The 15,479-nt window shown below is 71.7% G+C and carries 15 protein-coding genes and 1 tRNA gene; 10 read left to right on the forward strand and 6 right to left on the reverse strand.

The window, feature by feature from the left end; translation table 11 throughout:
• Window positions 1-133 precede the first annotated feature (133 nt).
• The gene (locus tag AB0M29_RS02610) at window positions 134-736 is read left to right on the forward strand and encodes an isochorismatase family protein (RefSeq protein WP_365377832.1); all 603 of its coding nucleotides are present in this window, start codon (window positions 134-136) and stop codon (window positions 734-736) included.
• Between the two features lie 46 nt (window positions 737-782).
• Here the strand turns inward: AB0M29_RS02610 and AB0M29_RS02615 are convergent, their stop codons facing one another.
• Complete coding sequence (locus AB0M29_RS02615) at window positions 783-1,772, reverse strand: zinc-binding alcohol dehydrogenase family protein (protein ID WP_365377835.1); 990 nt, start codon at window positions 1,770-1,772, stop codon at window positions 783-785.
• A 222-nt stretch (window positions 1,773-1,994) separates the two neighbouring features.
• On the opposite strand from AB0M29_RS02615, the gene AB0M29_RS02620 reads away from it, so the two are divergent.
• On the forward strand, window positions 1,995-2,402 hold the full coding sequence (locus tag AB0M29_RS02620) for a MarR family transcriptional regulator (protein ID WP_365377838.1): 408 nt from the start codon (window positions 1,995-1,997) through the stop codon (window positions 2,400-2,402).
• A 61-nt stretch (window positions 2,403-2,463) separates the two neighbouring features.
• Window positions 2,464-2,976 carry a GNAT family N-acetyltransferase gene (locus AB0M29_RS02625; protein ID WP_365377841.1) on the forward strand — a complete coding sequence of 171 codons (513 nt, stop codon included), beginning with the start codon at window positions 2,464-2,466 and terminating at the stop codon, window positions 2,974-2,976.
• 4 nt (window positions 2,977-2,980) lie between these two features.
• Here the strand turns inward: AB0M29_RS02625 and AB0M29_RS02630 are convergent, their stop codons facing one another.
• A complete protein-coding gene (locus tag AB0M29_RS02630) occupies window positions 2,981-3,355 on the reverse strand; it encodes a helix-turn-helix domain-containing protein (RefSeq protein WP_365377844.1) in 375 nt (124 codons plus the stop codon).
• Window positions 3,356-3,462: 107 nt separating this feature from the next.
• Here AB0M29_RS02630 and AB0M29_RS02635 point away from each other — a divergent pair, with 107 nt between their 5' ends.
• The 3 genes from AB0M29_RS02635 (at window position 3,463) to AB0M29_RS02645 (ending at window position 5,547) form a co-directional block, all read left to right on the forward strand.
• Entirely contained in the window at window positions 3,463-4,107 is a 645-nt protein-coding gene (locus AB0M29_RS02635) for an NAD(P)-binding domain-containing protein (RefSeq protein WP_365377847.1), read from the forward strand.
• A 124-nt stretch (window positions 4,108-4,231) separates the two neighbouring features.
• Complete coding sequence (locus AB0M29_RS02640) at window positions 4,232-4,978, forward strand: hypothetical protein (RefSeq protein ID WP_365377849.1); 747 nt, start codon at window positions 4,232-4,234, stop codon at window positions 4,976-4,978.
• 164 nt (window positions 4,979-5,142) lie between these two features.
• Entirely contained in the window at window positions 5,143-5,547 is a 405-nt protein-coding gene (locus AB0M29_RS02645) for a nuclear transport factor 2 family protein (protein ID WP_365377852.1), read from the forward strand.
• A 109-nt stretch (window positions 5,548-5,656) separates the two neighbouring features.
• Here the strand turns inward: AB0M29_RS02645 and AB0M29_RS02650 are convergent, their stop codons facing one another.
• Together AB0M29_RS02650 and AB0M29_RS02655 are read right to left on the reverse strand one after the other, a co-directional pair.
• On the reverse strand, window positions 5,657-6,586 hold the full coding sequence (locus AB0M29_RS02650; protein ID WP_365377854.1) for a hypothetical protein: 930 nt from the start codon (window positions 6,584-6,586) through the stop codon (window positions 5,657-5,659).
• A gap of 26 nt (window positions 6,587-6,612) precedes the next feature.
• Window positions 6,613-7,134 carry a hypothetical protein gene (locus tag AB0M29_RS02655; RefSeq protein ID WP_365377856.1) on the reverse strand — a complete coding sequence of 174 codons (522 nt, stop codon included), beginning with the start codon at window positions 7,132-7,134 and terminating at the stop codon, window positions 6,613-6,615.
• A gap of 493 nt (window positions 7,135-7,627) precedes the next feature.
• Here AB0M29_RS02655 and AB0M29_RS02660 point away from each other — a divergent pair, with 493 nt between their 5' ends.
• The gene (locus tag AB0M29_RS02660; protein WP_365377859.1) at window positions 7,628-9,946 is read left to right on the forward strand and encodes a VCBS repeat-containing protein; all 2,319 of its coding nucleotides are present in this window, start codon (window positions 7,628-7,630) and stop codon (window positions 9,944-9,946) included.
• 193 nt (window positions 9,947-10,139) lie between these two features.
• Here AB0M29_RS02660 and AB0M29_RS02665 read toward each other — a convergent pair.
• Window positions 10,140-10,226, reverse strand: a tRNA-Ser gene (locus AB0M29_RS02665).
• Between the two features lie 51 nt (window positions 10,227-10,277).
• On the reverse strand, window positions 10,278-11,909 hold the full coding sequence (locus tag AB0M29_RS02670) for a trypsin-like peptidase domain-containing protein (protein ID WP_365377861.1): 1,632 nt from the start codon (window positions 11,907-11,909) through the stop codon (window positions 10,278-10,280).
• A 135-nt stretch (window positions 11,910-12,044) separates the two neighbouring features.
• On the opposite strand from AB0M29_RS02670, the gene AB0M29_RS02675 reads away from it, so the two are divergent.
• The 3 genes from AB0M29_RS02675 to AB0M29_RS02685 all read left to right on the forward strand — a co-directional run bounded on the left by AB0M29_RS02675 (window position 12,045) and on the right by AB0M29_RS02685 (window position 14,974).
• The gene (locus AB0M29_RS02675; protein ID WP_365377863.1) at window positions 12,045-12,917 is read left to right on the forward strand and encodes a glycerophosphodiester phosphodiesterase; all 873 of its coding nucleotides are present in this window, start codon (window positions 12,045-12,047) and stop codon (window positions 12,915-12,917) included.
• A 294-nt stretch (window positions 12,918-13,211) separates the two neighbouring features.
• The gene (locus AB0M29_RS02680; RefSeq protein WP_365377865.1) at window positions 13,212-13,796 is read left to right on the forward strand and encodes an ATP-binding protein; all 585 of its coding nucleotides are present in this window, start codon (window positions 13,212-13,214) and stop codon (window positions 13,794-13,796) included.
• Between the two features lie 185 nt (window positions 13,797-13,981).
• Window positions 13,982-14,974, forward strand: coding sequence for a DUF5926 family protein (locus tag AB0M29_RS02685; RefSeq protein WP_365377867.1), 993 nt, complete (start codon window positions 13,982-13,984; stop codon window positions 14,972-14,974).
• Window positions 14,975-15,479 lie beyond the last annotated feature (505 nt).

Raw genomic sequence — 15,479 nt, forward strand, 5'->3', positions numbered from 1 at the left:
CGTATCCGCTCCACCAAAGGCCAGGCAACCGGCCCTCCGGACACGGCGCCCACGGCGCGGCTTCGCCCTGCCCTCAGCCCGTGTGCGACCCCACTTGTCCCCCTTGACCTGCGATGAAAGGACCACGAGAACCATGACCGCTTCCCCGACCCTGCGTGACGTGTTCGGCCTCGGCGACCCGTTGCCTCGCCTGGCCGACGCCACCCTGATCATGATCGACTTCCAGAACACGTACACCACCGGCGTCATGGCGCTGGAGGGCGCCGATGAGGCCCTCGCGGCGGCCGCCCGTCTGCTGTCGGCCGCCCGCGCCGCCGGGACACCGGTGATCCACGTCGTCAACGACGGCGGCGAGAACACCCCGTACGACATCCGCGCCGAGATCGGCGCCATCTGCGCCCAGGTCGCCCCGGTCGACGGGGAGCCCGTCGTCGTCAAGCAGGTCCCCAACTCCTTCCACAACACCGACCTGGAGAAGACGCTGCGCGCTCTGGACGCCGGACCCGAACTCGTCCTGGCGGGCTTCATGACCCATATGTGCGTCACCTTCACCGCCCAGGGCGCGTTCAACCTCGGCTACCACCCCACCGTCGTCGCCGAAGCCACCGCCACCCGCGCCCTCGCCGCCCCCGACGGCACCACCGTCCCCGCGGCCGCCCTCCACACCTCGGCCCTGACCACCATCGGCGACCTCTTCGGCACGATCGCCCCCACCCTGGCCGACCTCCCCATATGACGGACCCGCCGCGGTCGGCCCCCGCCACCCCGCTCAGGCGCCCCGCTCAGGCGATGCGCAGGATGCTCTTGCCGTGGGTGGCGCCCGCGGCGAGTCGCTCCACGGCGGTGGCGAGGTCCGCCATCTCGTACTCGGCGGTGATGTCCACACGTACCCGGCCGTCGGCGACGAGGCGGAGGGCGCGGGCGGCGCTGTCGGCGAGGCGTTCCGGGTGGGTCCGCTGGAGCAGGCTGCTGTTGTAGGTGACGAGTGAAGTGCCGTGGGTGAGGAGGTCGTTGGCACTGGCCAGTACGGGTTCGTAGGTGTCGAGGTTGCCGAAGGCGACGAGGCGGCCGTGCGGGGCGAGGTGTTCGAGGCCGACCCGCCGGGTCTGTCCGCCCACCGGGTCGAAGATCACATCGAACCCCTCGTCACCGAGCGCTCCCGCCGAGAACTCCTCGCGCAGCACGACCTGGTCGTAGCCGAACCGGGATGCGTACGCGGCCCGTTCACCGCTGCCGACCACACCGACGATCCGTCCGGCCCCGGCCAGCCGGGCGAACTGCACGGCCAGGGTTCCTACTCCGCCGGCGGCGGCGTGGATCAGCACGCTGTCGCCGCTACGGACGCGGGCGGCGGTGTTGACCAGGTCGTAGGCGGTCGGCCCGGCCCACCCGAGACCGGCGGCGGTACGGAGCGGGAGGGAGCCTTGGCCGTCGCGGAGATCGCCGAGGTCGCCGAGGTCGCCCAGGTGCAGTGCCAGCTCCGCGGGCGCCACCACCACCTCGGCGTACGCGCCCGCCGAGGTGAGTGCGGCGACCGGCTCGCCGACCCGATCCGCGTCGACGCCGGGTCCGGCCGCGGCCACGTGACCGACCGCCTCGAAGCCGGGCACGAAGGGGCGCGGCACAGGGAAGTGGCCGTCCCTGACCATCGTGTCGCCCCACTGGATCCCGGCGTAGGCGACCCGAATCGCCACCTCGCCGGGGCCAGGGACGGGCTCGTCGAGCTCGGCGATCTCGTAGCGGTCCTCGGCGTCGAGAACAACAGCCTTCACGATTACAGCCCTCTGTGTTGACTCAGTATCCTTACATTCGAGGACTCTAGGTATGTAAGAACCCTGAGTCAACACATGAACCTGTTATAGGTGGCTGAGAGAGCGGAGAGCGTCGTGCGGACACCCGTCGGAGATGACCCCGGAGACGAGGTCGGAGAGGAGGTCGGGGAGGAGGTCGGGGAGGACCTCTGCACCCGGATCAGGCGGTCGGAGCAGGCCCTGATGGCGCATCACGAAGCGGTGCTGCGCGGCTACGGACTGACCATGACGCAGTACACCGTGCTGCTGCTCCTGACCCGCGAAGGCGGCCTGTCCGGTGCTCAGTTGGCCCGCCACTGCGGAGTGACGCAGCAGAGCATGAGCAGTGTGCTGAGCACCTTGGAGTCCAAGGGCCTCATCCGCCGTGAGCCGTCACCCGTGCACGCCAAGGTGCAGATCACCAGCCTGACGGACGACGGCCGGACCGTACTCGACCGCGCCTACCAGGAGGTGAACGTCCTGGAGCGCGCCCTCGCCGAAGCGTTCACGTCCGCCGAGTACACCGCTCTGTGCACGCTCCTGGAACGCGCCACCGCCGTACTGGTCCAGCAGACCGGCACGGCATCGGCTGCCCCACCCGGCGGAAAGTGACCCAACGACCAGCGGGGTCCCGGCTGTCAGGTCTCGCCCCGGTCCATGTGATGCTGGCGCGATGACGGATCAACGCGAGGTCGCGGTCGTCCGCTGGCAGGGGCAGGAGCAGGAGCCGTCCGGCCGGCCGGGGCTGTCCGCGCTGCTCGCGGCCTACCACCTCCGTACGCAGGCCGAGAAGGGCGAGCCCGTCGCCGACGCGGCTCTCCTGCCGGACCGCTACCGGTCGGAAGTCCTGGACCCGCGCGCCGCGTTCGCCGGGGACACGGTGCTGGTGGCGTCGGGCGCGGACACGGACGCCCTCGTCGGCTGTCTGGTGGTCACCGCTCCCGTCGACGGCCGGTGCGAGATCAAACGCCTGTGGACAACCCCGGCCTCCCGAGGCCGGGGCATCGCGTCCGCCCTCGTCAACGCCGCCCTCGCCCACGCGGCGGCCGACGGCGTCCGTACCGTACGGCTGTCCGTCTGGCAGTGGCGCACGGACGCCATCGGCCTCTATGAACGGCTCGGCTTCACGGTCGTCGCGCCGTGGGACGAGCGGGACCGACTGGTGTGCATGGAAAGGGCGGTGTAGGAGATCACCGCGTGCCGGGAGCTTCCCGGCGGTGCTGCTCCTGGGCGGCCAGGACCTCGTCGGCGTGGTCGATCGCCCACTGGCCGAGCGCGGCCAGCGGACCGTCCGCGAGACCGCGTCCCAGCGCGGAGAGTTCGTACGCCACCGAGCGGTCTACCGGTGAAGTGACCCGGGTGGTCAGGCCGTTGGCGTGCAGACGGCGCAACGACTGGGTCAGCACCTTGTCGCTGACACCCGCGATGGCTTCGAGAAGGTCGATCCGGCGCCTCCTGCCCGCCCGCAGCGCCATGAGCACCACCGGATCCCAGGTGTGTGCGATCAGTTCGGCGGCGAGACGCACCGCGCAGTCGGCGGCGAAGGGCGCGCAGTCGTCGTTCACATCCCACTTCCTACCGGGCCCGGGCCTACCGATCGGTAGGCCCGGCGTTCCTAGCGTAACGAGGGACGAACAACGAACCGGGCGACTTTCGGAGTGGGGAGAGCGGCGTGCGTATCGGAATTCTGGGCACCGGGGGGATGGCTTCCGCGCTGGCGGAGGCATGGGCGCGCGGCGGGCACGACGTCCTCGTCGGGGGCCGTTCCCTCGACAAGGCGCGAGTGATCGCCGACCGGCTCGGCGATGCCGTGGAGGCGGCGACTCCGGCGCGGGTGGCTGGCGCGTGCGAGGCCGCGGTCGTGGCGCTGGCGTGGGAGGGGATCGGCCCCGTGCTCGCGCTGGCGGGGGCGGGTGAGGGGTCGTTGGCGGGCAAACCCGTGATCGACTGCACCAACGCCGTCGACTTCGCCACCGGTCTGCTGAAGCCGCCGACCGGGTCCGCGGTGCAGTACGTCGCCGAGCGGGCCGTGGGCAGCCGACCGGTCAAAGCGCTGCACCTCTTCGCGGGGACGAGCTGGTTGACGCGGCCGGCGGCGGGGCAACCACCGCGGACGGTCGCCATGTGCGGCGACGACGCCGCGGCACTCGCCACCGCCGCGACCCTGATCCGCGACCTGGGCGGCGTACCCGCCGTGATCGGCGGCCTTGATCACGCACGCCAACTCGAAGGCGTGGCGGGCGTCGTCATGCGGCTGGTCGCCGAGGGCCACAACCCCGTCACCGCCGTGCCCGACGTCGCTCCTTCACAACGCTGAAGGGGAGGGTCGGGAGCGGATCGGGAGAGATCGGGAGCGGATCGGGAGCTGGGGGCCGGTTGTCAGTGGGGTCCCCTAGCATCTCCGCTCAACGGGGGTCGGTTTCGCCGCACAGGGGGACGTCGTGAGTTTTGATCTTGGCGTGTGGTGCGCGGAGGCGCGCCCTTCGCGTGCGGCGGCGGAGGAGACGTACCGGCGGCTGTGCGAGGGCGAGACCGCGGTGGTGCCGCCTTCCGCGGCGGTACGGGACTTCCACGCGGCACTGATCGCCGAGTTCCCCGAGCCGGCGGACGGGGCGTACACGGCGGACGGGGCGGACGCGGCAGGCGGGGCGGACGGCTCGGACGGGTCGGGCGGCTGGGACGAGTCGTCGCCGTGGTCGGTGGGCCTGGACGTCGGGGACGGCTTCGTACTGATGCCGATGCGGTGGAGCCGGGCGGCCGAAGTGGCGCCCCGCGTCATCACGTTGGCGGCGGAGCACGGCCTGGTCTGCTTCGACCCGCAAGCCGAGGTCGTCCACGTACCGCCCGCGCTACGGGCCGCGGGTGCCTTGGAGTTGCGGTCCTGCGTCGGTCTGCCGGTCAGTGATCCGGACCCGGAGACAGTGGAGCGAGCGGTGCGCCGGTTGTCCGCGGACAACTGGTTCATGATCCTCGAAGGTCCGGCCGGACACTTCGTCCAGGTCGGGACCGGCGATCAGGCGGGCGTCGCCGCGGGCACCCACGCGCTCGAGTACCGCGACGGCGCTCCGGAACGGCACTACCGCTGCGCCCTCCCCGACCGCGACCAGGTCATATCCGTCTTCGCGGACTTCCTCCGGGACCCGTCGACCCGTCCGACGGGCGTCGCGTGGGAGAGCCTGTGGCTGTGAGCGTCGGCCTGACGGCCCGCCCTTCAAGGGCCTGCGGGACCGCGGCGCCACCGGCCCCACACCTGCCGCACACCGCACTGTGACGGGTGACGGGTGACGGGTGCTGCCAACGCGTCCCCTGATACTCCTGTGAACCCCCCGCCCCGTCTGTACCATCGACACGCATGACAGCAGAGTCACCGGTCCAGACCGTGCAGCGCCTGTTCCCCCTGCTCGCGGAGGGCAAGGCCGCCGAGGCCGCGACCCTCTTCGCCGACTCGGTCTCCTTCTCCATCCCCCACCCGCCCGGCATCCCCTGGGTACCGGAAGTCAGCTCCGCCGACGACATGCGCACCTTCTTCGAACTGCTCCAAACCCACGTCCAGGCCAAGCAGTTCGACCTCCACCAGATCATCGCCGCCGACGAGGACGTCGTCCTCACCGGCCGCATGGTCTCCCAGGTCAAGAAGACCGGCCGCGACATCGACACCGCCTTCGCCCTCCACACCACCGTCCACGACGGCAAGATCACCCGCTACCACCTCTACGAGGACACGTACGCGGTCGCGCGGGCCTACTTCGACTCCTAACCGGCCGGGGGCCTGACCAGCCGGGGGGGCCAATCGTCGATCAGCCGCCGACCCGACGGCTACCGTGACCGAGTGGCGGCGGGGCCCGGCGGCACCGACCACTGAGCTTTCAGGTCTCGGAGTCAGGAAGCCGCCAGTCGAAGGGCATCAGATCCCGCTCCCAGCCGAGTGACGCGTCCAGTGTGTCGACGGCCTCGGGCGGACGCAGGAGACAGCGGTGGCGCAGCAGTTCGCGTCGCTCGGCCGGAGTCAGAAGTCGCTCCTCGGGGCTGAGGTTCTCCGGATGGTCGAGGGGGAGGTCGGACCGGCCGTCGATGGGGAGGTCGCCTCGCACGTTGAGCCGGTCGCCGGTCGGGGTCCGGTAGTCGAGGCGGAAGTCGGTGCGCCACTGGGAGTTGCTGCCCCAGCCCAGGGACAGATCGACCGTCGGCCGATGGCGGCGCCGGAAGGTCCAGTACAGGGTGGAGCGGTCCGCGACGCCGCGCTGCGCGTGCTCGACCCCGGCGCGGATCCGCACCCCGGCCCGGCTGAAGAGCAGTTGGCCCAGCATCAGGCCGGGCCAGATCACCTCGGCGATCTCGATCGGCGCCCGCGGGTCGTCGGCCTGTTCGACCTCGGCGATCTCGTGGAGGAACGGGTCGAAAGCGTCTCCGTCCTCGAACGGCGTCAAGCCGAGCGAGGTGAACACGTCGAGGTACTCGCGCGCCGACAGCAAGCGATCCGGATCCGGCTCCGGATCCGGCTCCGGATCCGGCTCCGGCTCCGGCGAACCGGGCTTGCCGGAACGCGGCTGAAAGGCGAGCGCCAGCACGTCACCGACCCGGTGCAGGGCGTACAGCTCCCACACGAGTTCCCGCCCGACCAGCCCCGAACCCCGCACCTCCCACCAGGAGTTGTCCTCGCCCGCCGTGGCCAGCCAACCGCGGTAGCCGCCCTGGGCCCGATCCACCCACGGCGCGACAACCGCCTCGTACAGCTCGGCCCCCTCGTACCACGCCACGGCCTCGTACAGCTCCCGCGCGTCCGTCCCGTACGACATGCCCGGAGCCTACGGGGCTTCCTCGATCACCCCGGCCCGGGTTCGCCCTCGTCGAGGGTGGCGACGAGCGCCTCCAGGATTCCGATGAACTCCGCCGTCGGGATCTCCACGACAAAGACCTCGCCCGCGTGGTGCGGGTGGTTGACCAGGAGCTCACTGCGCCAGAACTGCAGCGTGATCACCAGCCGATCCCCGTAGTGGAAGAGGTGGGCCGACACGTTGTCGGTCGTGGGCCCCCAGTCCAGGATCCGCACCCGGCCGCGCAGGTCGAACTCCGCACCGGTCTCGTCCTCGCCCTCCGCGCGGAGCCTGAGACGCCGGTGCGCGTCCTCCGGCGACAGCCCGTCGAACGGCGCCGGCCCCCCGTACCCGGAGCGCAGCCGATCGACCGTATCCAGGACGTCACGACGGAACTGACCGACGAACGCCATATTGTCGTCGCAGGTCAGCCACTTCCCCCCAGCCCACAGGTCCACACGGCACAACCCGCCCTCCCGCTCCCCCACCTCGGCGGCGAACCTCTGCTTGTCTCCCAGCACCACACTCACGCCCGGACCCTCCCAGTCCCCCCACCTCCACCGCAAGCAGAGCCGCCAGAACCCCGACCACCCCTAGGCGCGGCCTGGCTCAGTCTCTCCTCCGCTCCGCCGGGCGATCCGGATTACTGCGGCAAGCACGTGGTGAGTGCTGGCGGTCTCCAGGTTGTGGCCCCAGCTGGCCAGCGGGGATCCGCTCGTGAAGGGTGCCGTCCCTCCCCGAGCCGGATGTGGCACACTGCCCGGGACCGCAGGGGAGCGGTCTCGGGCAGGGGCGTATGCGCCTGGCCCAATCCATGGCTGAGCGGTGCCTGCAGGGCGGTATGTGTGCCGAGCCCGCAGGCGCCGGACGAGCCGCGCACGGAGGGGACTCCAGGACAGGCATCTGCCCGGCGCCGTTATCGGCGGTCGTGCGCGGTGCCTGCGCGTGGCGACGCGTCCGGTCCAGCCGTACAGGACAACGCATGGGCCCCGAGGGACCGTGGGCCAAAGGAGGGGACGCGTCATGAAGAGGAAGCGCTCGCTTGAGCGAGCCCGGCGTCTTGCCGTCGCAAGCACAGCAGGCTTCGCCCTGCTCACCGCACTCGTGGGCTCCGGGGGAACGGCGGCAGCCGACCCGGCACCCGCGACGCACCACGCCTCGACGCCCGGCTGGAAGGCGGCGCTGTCCGGCAAGACCGCCGCGGAGTCGCTGACGTCGGTGACCTCGGTAGCTGCCGACCGAGCGTGGGCGGCCGGGCGGGGAACCGACGACCACGGCATTCTCATGCGCTGGGACGGGCGGATCTGGTCGCCGATCACGGACCCCGCGCTCCCCGAGGTGGACGAGTGGTCGGCCGTCAGCGCGTCTTCGGCCGACGACGTATGGGCCTACGGCACCACCGCGACCCTCACCGGCGGGACGCAGTTCCTGGCCCACTACGACGGGAAGCAGTGGGCGGTCGTCCCAGCGGCAGGCGCGCTGGACCGGACCTGGATCGAGGTGCCGATCAAGGCGGTTCCGGGCAGGCTTTTCGAGGGCGGCGACGCCCTGTACACCTACAGCAACGGCGCCTGGAAGACCTTCGCCCTGCCCGACCACGTAGACATCCGCGGCATCGACGCCGTTTCGGCGAACGACGCCTACGCGACGGGCATGCGGTTCCCCGTGGACGGCGGCCACCCGGTGGCGTACCACTGGGACGGGACGACCTGGACGCTGATGGCCCAGCCGCCGGCGCCCGCGGGTGTCACCATGGCCGAGGTCGCGGCGGTGTCTCCGGACGACGTCTACATGGCGGGCTGGGGCTATCCCGCATCAGCCGGACCGGCCGTTCCACACGTCGAACACTGGGACGGCTCTGCGTGGCACGACGTCACCGGAGGCTTGTCCGAGTTCCTCGTCGGCTCCATCCGGCCGGACGGGCACGGCGGGCTGTGGGCGGCCGGCGCGGACGACTCGTCCATGGGCGCCACGCCGGTCTTCTGGCACTACGACGGCACCACCTGGACGAAGCAGTCCGGGGCCACCGTTCCCGCCGCCGCGTCCCCGTCCTACACGTTCAGCGACATCGCCCCTGTCGACGGCGCCGGTGACGACCGGTTCCTTGCCGTCGGCGACTATCAGGGGCCGACGAACAACCCCTCCGACCCCACAATCCCGAGCGGCCTGATCGAGCAGACGCAGAGCTTCCTCGACGTGACCACCACGGACCTCGCGGCGTCGTCGACAGCCACGCACACCGTGCACGTCCACGCCGAGAGCCCCGGCCGCCTCACCGTGGCGTTCCGCCCCGCGGACGGCCAGCCCGACTGGACCAAGAGCGCTGTCGACATCAAGGTCACCTCGGTGGGCGGCGGGCCACAGGGCGCCTGCGACCACGCGACGGGACCGGTCAACGGCACGGCCGAGGCTGTGTCCTGCGACCTGCCGGCCGGTGACCACACCCTCACCTACACCCTGGCGGCCGGCGCAACGGTCGACGCCTGGCAGGTCGTGGCGGACGTCCGCTTCCAGGCGTCCGGCGTGGGCGCCGCCAGCCCGGAGGCGACGGTCGGCTTCGCCGTCGACAGCCCGCATCCCGTCCCGGTCGGCAGCCGCTTCCTCACCCGTGACACGCAGGGGACGCTGTGGCGTTACGACGGCACGGGCAACGCCACAGCGCCGTACCGGCCACGCGTGGAGGTCGGCGGCGGTTGGCAGCAGTACAACTCGATCACAGCGCTGTCGAAGCTGACCGCCGACGGCTCGGGCGATGTCGTCGCCCGTGACGGCAGCGGTGTCCTCTGGTACTACCGCGGTGGCGGAGCCACGAAGGTCTTCGCGCCCCGCACCAGGGTCGGTGGCGGCTGGGGTGTTTACAACAACCTCGTCGGTACGGGCGATGTGACGGGTGACGGCCGGGCGGACCTGCTGGCGCGTGACGCATCGGGAGTCCTGTGGCTGTACCAGGGAACCGGGAACCCGACCGCGCCCTTCGCCGCCCGCACCAAGGTAGGTGGCGGCTGGGCCGTGTACAGCGCCCTCGTCGGTGCGGGTGATCTGACCGGTGACGGTCGCGCCGATCTGCTGGCGCGTGACACATCAGGCACCCTGTGGCTGTACCAGGGCACAGGCAAGGCCGCGGCCCCCTACACCGCCCGCACCAAGGTCGGCACCGGCTGGACCATCTACAACGCCCTCCTCGTTCCCGGCGACCTGACCGGCGACGGCCGGGCCGACATCCTCGGCCGTGACGCGTCCGGTGCCCTGTGGCTGTACCAGGGCACAGGCAAGGCCGCCGCCCCCTACACCGCCCGCACCAAGATCGGCACCGGCTGGACCATCTACAACAGCCTGATCTGACCCGCCACTTGCCATCGGGCCCCACGAACCCGTCCGTCCCAGCTGCCGACCCTCCGGCACAGAGGCGGACGGGTTCGTCCGTAGGCAGGGCGACACTACGGAATCCACTGGCACACGGCCGGGACGCACAACAGGTGGGGGCGGCTCCCGGTTCAATCGGGAGCCGCCCCCACCTGCGTGTTCACGTACTACGCGGAGGCTGTGGGATTTGAACCCACGGTGACATCGCTGCCACGACGGTTTTCAAGACCGTTCCCTTAGGCCGCTCGGGCAAGCCTCCCCGCGTCGCCCGGGGGTGGTGGGGTGGGCGGCGCGGGGGTCAGCTTAACGGTTAGCTGTCGCCGACGCGGGAGCCGAGGGTGACGGTGGTGGTGTGGGTCTTGCCGCCGCGGTCGTAGGTGATGGTGGCCTTGTCGCCGGGGGAGTGCTGCCAGATCTCGCCGATCAGGGTCTGGCCGCTGTCGATCTGGGTGTCGTCGAACTTGGTGATGACGTCGCCGGGCTGGAGGCCGGCCGCAGCGCCGGGGCCGTTGGGGGTGATGGCGCCGGAGGCGGTGCTGATCTTGGCGCCGTCGCCCTGGAACTGGGTGTCGAGGCTGACACCGATCAGCGGGTAGACGGGCTTGCCGGTCTGGATGAGCTGGTCGGCGACGCGCTTGGCCTGGTTGATCGGGATGGCGAAGCCGAGGCCGACGCTGCCGGCCTGGCCGCCGGAGGGGTCGTTGTTGGTGGCGGACTGGATGGCGGAGTTGATGCCGATCACGGCGCCGTTGGCGTTGAGGAGGGGGCCGCCGGAGTTGCCGGGGTTGATCGAGGCGTCGGTCTGGATGGCGCTCATGTAGGAGGCGCTGGAGCCCTGGCCGTCGCTGGAGGCGACGGGGCGGTGGACGGCGCTGACGATGCCGGTGGTGACGGTGCCCGAGAGGCCGAACGGGGCGCCGATGGCGATGGTGGCGTCGCCGACCGCGGCGTTGTCGGAGTTTCCGAGCGGCAGCGGCGTGAGCTTGACGCCGTCGGGGTTCTTCAGCTTGACCACGGCCACGTCGTAGCCCTGGGCGCGGCCGACGACCTGGGCGTCGTACGTCTTGCCGTTGGAGAAGGTGACGGTGAGCTTGCCGCCGTCGGCCGCCGGGGCGACCACGTGGTTGTTGGTGAGGATGTGGCCCTGGGTGTCGTAGACGAAGCCGGTGCCAGTGCCGCTCTCCTGGCTGCCGCTGGCCTTGATCGTGACGACGCTGGGCAGCGCCTTGTTGGCGATACCGGCGACGGAGGTCGGCGACCGGTTGAACGCCTTCTGGCTGCCGCCGTCGGAGACGGTGGTGGAGGAGACGGGGCTGTCGCTGTGGTGGCGGTCGCCCGCCCAGTAGCCGACGCCGCCGCCCACGCCACCGCCGACGAGGGCAGCCACCAGGACGGTGGCCAGCAGGCCGCCGACACCGCGGCGCTTGGGGGAGTTCGGCGGGTGCGGCACCTGCGTGCCCCACATCGGCGCGGCCGGTCCGCCGGGACCGCCGGGGCCCGGCTGCGCGTGCGGCCCGGCGTACGGCGGCGGCACCGGGGAGCCGAAGGGGTCGGAACCCATGCCCGAGCCCGAACCGTGCCCCGCGTGCGGCGGCTCCGCCCCGAAGGCGGCGCTCGGCGGTGTGTCGTACGGCGAAGGCGTCGAGCCCGGCGGGGGCGGCGGCGGCGCGTACGGCGAAGGGGCGGGGGCCGGAGCAGGCGCCGCGTACGGATCCTGTGCGGACACCTCCGGCAGGATCTCGGTCCGCTCCTCTCCCCGGGCGGAGTCCGCGGGGGAGACGGGAGGGGCGGGCGGGACAGAAGGTGCAGGAGATGCGTGCGGTACGGAAGGGGCGGGGGTCTGGGCCGCCTGTGCACCGTCGGTCGCGGGCGCTGCCGGCTCCGCAGCCGGGCCGGAGCCGGCTTCGTTCTCGGTGCTCACAGCGATTCTCCTCAGGGTCATGACGGGTTTGGTGGGCCGAACACAGCATTTCCCACGGCGTGTCGGACCGCCGTAAGGCGGAGCTGTGCGTATCCGCGCCCGGTTGTACGGGGCCTGATCGCGTGACCGCCGGTGGAGCGGTGGCACCATGGCCCGGTGACATTTGCGCGCGCGGTCCCGGAGGCAAGCCAGGACGGGCGACCTGTCCAGGTCGTCGCCCATCGAGGCGCTTCCGAGGATGTACCAGAACATACGCTCGCCGCGTACCGGAAAGCCATCGAGGACGGGGCGGATGCCCTGGAATGCGACGTACGTCTGACCGCGGACGGCGAACTCGTCTGCGTCCACGACTGGCGGGTGAACCGTACGTCGAACGGCCGCGGCGCCGTCTCCTCGCTCGAGCTGGCCGATCTGGCCGCCCTGGACTTCGGTTCCTGGAAGGGCCAGCACACCGATCCGGAGGCGCCGGAGCGGTACGAGGGCACGCGGGGGGACGAGGGCACACAAGGGGACGAGAACGCGCACGAGCGCAGCCGGGTCCTGACCCTCCAGCGGCTGCTGGAGCTGGTCGTCGAGACCGACCGGCGGGTGGAGCTGGCGATCGAGACGAAGCACCCGACGCGATGGGCGGGCCAGGTGGAGGAGCGGCTGCTGGAACTGCTGCGCCGCTTCGACCTCGACCGGCCGCCGGCCGGGCAGCCCTCGCAGGTACGGGTGATGAGCTTCTCGTCACGCTCACTGCGCCGGGTCCGGCTGGGGGCGCCGGAACTGCCGACCGTCTACCTCATGCAGTACGTCTCGCCGCGGCACCGCGACGGGCGGCTGCCCGCGGGGGTGGGCATCGCCGGGCCGAGCATGCGGATCCTGCGGGCCAACCCGGGGTACGTGGCGCGATTGCATCGGGCTGGGCACCAGGTTCACGTCTGGACAGTGGACGAACCGGTCGATGTCGACCTCTGCGTACGGCTCGGCGTTGAGGCGATCATCACAAACAGGCCACGCCAGGTACTTGCCCAACTGGGCCGCTGAGGTTCACAGTGATGTGCGCCACACACCCGACTCACGCCGCACACACGTACGACGCATGCCAGACGACTCCGTATTGCCAATTTTCCCGGCATTACGGGCACTGAGAGCGCTCCATCGACCCTGATTCAGCCATGCCCGTCACAGGGCGTGCTCCGGCGCGTTCGTATCGTGTTCGGACGGCGCGCGAAAGTGCGGAATGCGTCCGGAGTGCCTCGTTAGAACGCGGTTGGCTTGTTTCCGGTCGAGTTCCAGGGGGCATCCATCCCGTGGCGTGGGGTGAAGGAGGTCTCGGGGGTGTCGTTGATGGTGGCGCAGGAGGTGCCGACGTCCTCGACCATGGCCCTTCCCCATGGTCCGACGGGTGTCGCGGAAGCACGGCGGAAACTGCGCGGGGAGCTGTGCGCGCGGGACGTGCCGGAGCCGGTGATCGACGACGCGGTCCTCATCCTCTCGGAACTGCTGAGCAATTCGTGTCGGCACGCCCGCCCGCTGGACGGCTGCGACGACGGCCCCGCGGGGGCGCACTGCGGCATACGCGCCGCCTGGATGATCGGTGACGACGGACTGCTCGCGGTCGAGGTCACCGACGGCGGCGGCCCGACGCGGCCCCGCCCCGCCAGCCCCTCGCTGACCGCGCACGGCGGTCGCGGTCTGGGCATCGTCGGCAGCCTGGCGCTGCGGTGGGGCGTACGGGACGACGCGCCCGGCGAGGTCACCGTCTGGGCGCTGCTTCCGGTACGCGGCCGGCACGCCCGGCGGGACGATCGGGTCGGCTCCACCGTGGGAGCGGGGATGGGCTCGGGCCGGGGCGGCCTGCCGATGGGCATACCCCTCGATCTTCCGCTGGACCTCGCCGAGTCGCTCGACGACCTCGGCTGAAGGAGCGCGCTCCAAGCACGCGTGCGGCGCGGGCAGGACGGTGACGCCGTCGCCCTCCCCCGGTCCACCCCCGTGACGCGCCGCTGACGCGCCGCCCCTGCGGCCGGGCTCGGCATGGTCCGGCGCGGGGCCGGTGAGCGCTAGGCTCGCGGCCGGAACACCGCCGTTACGGGAGAGACCGAGCCATGGCCAAGAAGCGTGCGACCGCGACGAAGACGAAGGCCCCGACCAAGGGTCACGGAGCGAGCGGGGGTACGGCGGGCGAAGCGGTTCCCGTGGTCGGCGCGCGCGAGCCCTGCCCCTGTGGTTCCGGCCGCCGCTACAAGGCGTGCCACGGCCGGGAGGCGGCGCACGCGGTGACCGAGCTGGTACGGCGCCCGTTCGAGGGGCTGCCCGGGGAGTGCGACTGGGTCGCGCTGCGCGAACTCGTACCGGCCGCGACGGTGCCGCTGACGCTCAAGGACCCGCTGCCCGAGGGCGTGCCGTCGGTGACGCTGGGCACCGTGCTGCCGATGGCGTGGCCCGGGCTGCGCCGTGACACCGGCGCCGTACTGCTCGGCCTGCAGAACGACGCGGCGTCCGGTGACATCAGCCGCGACCTCGCCGACACCCTGCTGCGGGCGCTCGCCGCCGAGCCGGGCAACCCGGTGGAGGGCCGGCGGCCCGCGCAGGACGGGCGGCGGCTGCAGGACCTGCTCGACCTCGACGCGCCCTTCGTGCCGGAGGTGCACAGCGGGTTCGAGTTCTGGCTGGAGGACGCGGACGCGGCGACCGGTGAGGTGGCGGCGTCGCTGGAGCGCGCCAACCAGGCCGCGATCCCGACCGTACGGCTGACCGGGGTCGACGCCGCGTACTGGTGCGAGACGCCCGAGAAGAACCACCTGCGGTGGGTCATGCCGCATCCCGAGGAGCAGCTCCTCGACGCGCTCGCGCGCCTCCACGCGGCCGGGGTCTCGTCGCTCGGCGACGGTACGCGGCTGGTCGGCTCCTTCCGCGCGCACGGGCTGGTCGTGCCCGTCTGGGACCTGCCGGTCGGCATGGGTGCCGACGAGGTCGAGAAGCCGGCTGCCGCCTTCGGTGAGCGGCTCTCCGAGACGCTGGCCCGTACCGAGCCGCTCACCGCTGAGGAGCGGCGCGCCCGCAGCGGCTTCACCAACCGCCAGATCACCCTCTCCTAGCCGCCCGGAGGGCGGCGCCCCGTTTAGGGGCGCGGGGAAGCGCGCGGCGCTTGCGGTGGGCCAGGCACCGGACGTGCCCCGTAGGGGCGCGGGGAACTGCGCGGCCCGCCCCCACCGGGCCGGTGGTCGGGAAACAACGCGTCTGCCCCATTGGGGCCGGTGGTGACGTGCAGCTCGTCGACGGCTGGTCGCGCAGTTCCCCGCGCCCCTTCGGGGCGAACCCTCTTCCGGAAGCGCAGCCGTGGGCGAGAACCGGTCCCGCGTAGGGGGGCTTCGGGGGTCCTGGGGCGCCCGGGGAGGGGGGTGGGTGGGGGGTGGGCGGCTGGAAATAGTCGAACGGTGTTGCGAACGCGACCGCGCAGGGAAATCTCATGGCGGACTCACAGAAAGTCCGCGACATCGCGCCTACTGAGCGGTCGGTCAGTGATTCCCGTCACATGGACCACGGAATGGCGCGGAATAGCCGGTCGGCCCCGATCAGGGAATTTGCGATCGGCGGAACTCT

Origin of the sequence: Streptomyces sp. NPDC051976, assembly GCF_040680795.1 — a bacterium.
In the GTDB taxonomy this organism is placed as follows: domain Bacteria; phylum Actinomycetota; class Actinomycetes; order Streptomycetales; family Streptomycetaceae; genus Actinacidiphila.